The 4,681-nt window shown below is 43.2% G+C and carries 1 protein-coding gene; it reads right to left on the bottom strand.

Annotated features, from left to right (window positions below; genetic code table 11):
- Positions 1-14: 14 nt before the first annotated feature.
- Positions 15-4,649, bottom strand: coding sequence for a trifunctional serine/threonine-protein kinase/ATP-binding protein/sensor histidine kinase (locus ACP6PM_RS34950; RefSeq protein WP_426591469.1), 4,635 nt, complete (start codon positions 4,647-4,649; stop codon positions 15-17).
- Positions 4,650-4,681 lie beyond the last annotated feature (32 nt).

The following is a 4,681-nucleotide window of genomic DNA, read 5'->3' as shown; positions in this document are numbered from 1 at the left end:
CAAAAGACTATATTTTATCTAGGAATCACGATAGTAAAAATTGTACCTTGCCCAACTGTTGAATCACAACTAATCATACCACCATGTTTTTCTGTGACTATTTGATGGGCGATCGCCATTCCTAAACCAGTTCCTTTGCCCACTCCTTTGGTGGTATATCCTTGCTGGAAAATGCGTGCTTTCACTTCTTCTGGCATTCCCGTTCCATTGTCAGCAATTCGGACTATAACGCTTTTTTTGTCTGCACTTAATTCTGTTTCAATGGTAATCTGATTTTGGTCTTTTTCTATTTCCTGAAAAATTTTTCCTTGATTGCTTTCATCTAAAGCATCTATTGCATTCGCCAATAAATTCATAAACACTTGATTGAGTTGCCCTGGATAGCATTTGACTTGTGGAATATCCCCATATTTTTTGACAATTTCAATGGCTGGTCTTTTCTCATTTGCTTTCAGGCGGTATTTTAAGATTAATAAGGTGCTATCTATCCCGTCGTGCAGATTAAACTCGGTTTTGCTGACAGTATCTGTACGGGAAAATGTTCGTAGAGATTTGCTGATATTGCGAATGATATTACATCCCTCTTCCATTGATGCAATTAGTTTGGGGAAATCTTCGGCAATAAAATCTGGTTCTAGTTCTTCAATTTCTTGAGCAATTTCTTGAGGAGGAGAGGTATTTTCTTGATAGAGAGAAAGGATGGATAGCAAATCTTGCAAATGTTCTTGGGCTGCATCTACATTGCCACCGATAAAGCCCACAGGATTATTGATTTCGTGGGCGACTCCCGCGACTAGATTTCCCAAAGTTGCCATTTTTTCACTTTGCACTAATTGCAATTGTGCTTGTTGTAAATCGGTTAATGCTTGTTGTAACTCTTGACGTGCCAGTTGTTCTTTGTCATATAATTGGGCATTTTGCAGGGTTATTGCTGCTTGGGAACAGAGCAAATTCAATATCTCTATACGATCGCTGGTGAATGCTCCGGATACTTGATTGTTTTCCAAGTAGAGAATGCCAATCAGTTGGCCTCTGTCAATTAAAGGTATACATAAAACTGACTTTGGTTGATGCTTTTGGATGTAGTCATCTCGGCTATAGTCATTGTCTTCTGTGGCATCATCTAAGACGAGGTATTCTCGTGTGTTTTTTACACGATTGATGAGGGTTAAAGGTACACTGTTAGTTTTCTCAACCGGAATAGTGATTACAGACATTTCCTCTCCTGTCACATGGGCAACAAGCAGGAGAATATCTTCTTCCAATAAGATGAGGGCAACGGTTTCAGCTCCAGCGTTTTCTTGGATGACTTGGATAAAGTTAGCGATAGCGCCCTTGAGGTCAATTTCTTGGGAAAGGCTACGGGAGGCTTTCATTAGGCTGGCCAAATCTAACAGTTCTCCGATAGAGGTACTGGTGTTGGAAACTGTTCCCCTGGTAAGAGTGGTTATCTTACTGTTGGTGTTCTCACCCAATGGTTGTCGATGGAGGATAGGATATAGCAGTTGTGGATATCGTTTTTCAAGGTCATCAATTTTAGCTTTTGCTCCCCATTGAGCGTAACAATAATAGGCTTCTTGCATATAGGCAACTGCAAGTTTTTCTCTTTCCCAGTCGAGATAGAATTTGGCAGCCAGTTCGTTGGCAAGAGCTTCTTCTTGGATAAACTGATTCACTTTCGCTCCAGCAATGGCGCGATCATAGAAATCCATGGCCTTATGTTGCTGCCCCAAGACGCGATACCTTTCGGCATCAAGCAAATACACTCGGTGCATCTGACTTTTAGGGGCATGATGCGCCCATTGCTCTAATTCCGTTCGGTTGTCCGAGAATATCTGAGGTAAAGGTGCGTCCGCAGGGTGTCGTTGCGTGTTCAAGAGCGCTAAATGACTTAGTGCTTCATAAAAGCGATGCACGGAAATGATGAAAAATCCCGCGACTCCCCCTAAATATTGTTTGGCATCTGCAGCCATGGAAACGGCTTGAGAATGTTCGTAGAAGAGGTAACACAGCATTAATTTGCTGATGTGCAGGTTTGCCAGTGCATAATTATTGTTGGCTTTTTGATACAAGAGCACCATGCGTCCTTCATCATAAATTTCCCCCTGTAAAACCCAGGGAATGTCGCAGCAACCGAGTAGATTCAAGATCAACTGGTAATAGAGCAGGTGACAGTTGCGGGTAACATCCTGTTTCAGTTGCACCAAGGCTTGATCGTAAGTTTTAAAATCTGATTCTAGGCTCGTTAAATTTTTACCCAGGAAAAACGACAGCACGCAGTAGTTGGAACAACAGTAGGCTGCATATTCTAAAGCACCAGTCTCTAACCCGCTTTGGTAGCCGTCCAGTAAGGGGGATAGCAATTCTTGGAGGGGCTGTTTCCAAGGTTTGACAAAGGTATATACCATGTTGACGGTGCTTGTGATAAATTCTCGGCTCTGGGAGCGCGATAAGATATCCATGGCGAGTTGCCCCATGCGATCGCCTAGTTCTATTTCCCCCAAGCTACACAGCAGAACCCCATACCAAGCATAGGCTTGGGCGGATGCCTCCGCATTGCCATATTGAATTGAGAGACTCACTTGCTTGCAAACGACGAAGGGCATGAGAATAGGAACGGCATGATAAATCCCTGTAGTGACAGTCGCCAAAATTCGCAGTGCTGCCATTGGTTCCGCCACTTCCATCGTCGGAAGTGCCAACAATTCCTCTACTGTTTTATTGCCTAAGAGGGCCGCAGTCTCTTGGAAAATTTGACCGACCTCGGCTTCTGTGGGAGCATCGGGAAACTCCACACCCAACAATTTTAACGCGACAAAGGCAGTTTGGACCGCTCTGGGCTCCCGACACCGGGCCACGTCTGCCAAAATCCGAGCTTCATACACTTTCATTGTGTCGAGTAAGTCCCGGGCTTCTTGCAACACCACTTCAATTAACAACTCCATGCGTTCGTACTCTCCCCCCAGACAAGCTGCTTCAGCGCCTAAATTATACAGACTCAAGGTGAATTCATAGCTTTGCTGCCAAGCCCTTTGAGGAAGAAGTTGGATACCTTTATTTGCGTATTCAACAGTGGCGACATAAGCTGTGGATAATTTTGCGCGTTGAGCAGCGGCAAGATTGAGCTTTGCTAGGTCATGTCGTTCCGTTTCTGATAAAATTAAGTCGCTCCCTTGATTGAGCTGATTAACTATCTCAAAAATTTTCTCATCTCGTTCCGTTGCACTCATTGCACGGAGTAATAATCTTCCTACTTTCAGGTGTGTCTGTTGTTTTTTCTCAATTTGGATCAGAGAATAGGCTGCTTGTTGGACGCGATCATGTAAGAAGCGATAGCCAACACTTATCCCCTCGGCTCGATCTTCGTCTTTTTCCCTACTTTGAAAAAACTTGTAGGCTTCGCTCTGAGGTAAAACTAACCCTTCTCGTAAAGCACTCCATAAATTTGCTGCTACTTCCTCTGATGGGGTTTCGCAGATAATGGCTAAGGTCTCTAAGTCAAATTGATTACCAATGCAGGCAGCTAATTTCATCACTTTTTGGGTTTCATCAGGCAACTTATGTAACCTTAGCGCCATAAATTCTACCACATCATCTGTAAGAGCTGCATCTTGCACCTTAACTAAATCGCATTCCCAATATCCCAAATTTTGATTAAATGCAATTAATCCATCCTCATGCAATCCTTTTAAGAACTGAGTGGTAAAAAAGGGATTACCTTTGGTCTTTTGATATACTAAATCTGTCAAGGGAGCAGCTAACTCTACCGAACAACTGAGAGTTTCGGCCACCAATTGATTGATATGAGCAATAGATAAGGGTATTAAAGTAATTGTTGAAGTCGTTGTGTTTTGTTTCTCTAATTCCCCCAAAGTTAATATCAACGGATGGGCGGGGAAGACTTCATTATCTCTATATGCCCCCAACAGCAGCAAATATCCTGTTCCAGTATCCCCCATCAGCACTTTGAGCAAGTTTAACGATGCTGAGTCCACCCATTGCAAATCATCCAGAAATAGGGTTAAGGGATGGTCAATTGTTGTGAATACGGTGATAAATTTCTCAAAGAGGAGGTTAAACCGATTCTGGGCTGCACTTCCAGATAGTTCCGGAACGGGTGGTTGTTTTCCAATAATCCTTTCGAGTTCGGGTATAACTTCAATGAGCACTTGCCCGCTTTCTCCTACTGCTTCCAGGATTTTTGCTTTCCACTCCAGCAATTCAGTATCAGATTCTCCAAGTAATTGCCCCATTAAGTCTCGGAATGCTTGCACAAAAGCAGAGAAGGGAATGTTGCGATTGAACTGGTCGAATTTGCCTTTGATAAAGTATCCTTTGTATCTGGTGATGGGTTTGTGTACTTCATTCACCACGGCGGTTTTCCCTATTCCAGAAAATCCTGCCACCAGCATCATTTCTGTTTGTCCGGCTGCGACTCTTTCAAAGGCATTCAGGAGGGTTTGCACTTCTTTTTCCCGTCCATAGAGTTTCTCTGGGAGCAGAAAACGATCGCATAGATCCAGTTCTCCCAAGACAAAGGGCTCTATTTTCCCAGTTTCAAGATATTCAACCCTACATTTTTCTAGGTCATATTTTAGCCCTAAAGCACTTTGATACCTCTCTTCCGCATTTTTCGCCATTAATTTCATAACTATATTAGCTAAGGCTGTCGGCACTTGGG

Origin of the sequence: Dapis brunnea BLCC-M229 (assembly GCF_050015995.1) — a bacterium.
Taxonomy (GTDB): domain Bacteria; phylum Cyanobacteriota; class Cyanobacteriia; order Cyanobacteriales; family Microcoleaceae; genus Trichodesmium.
Note: the sequence above shows the minus strand (reverse complement) of the source record. Positions and strands in the feature narration are given on the sequence as shown.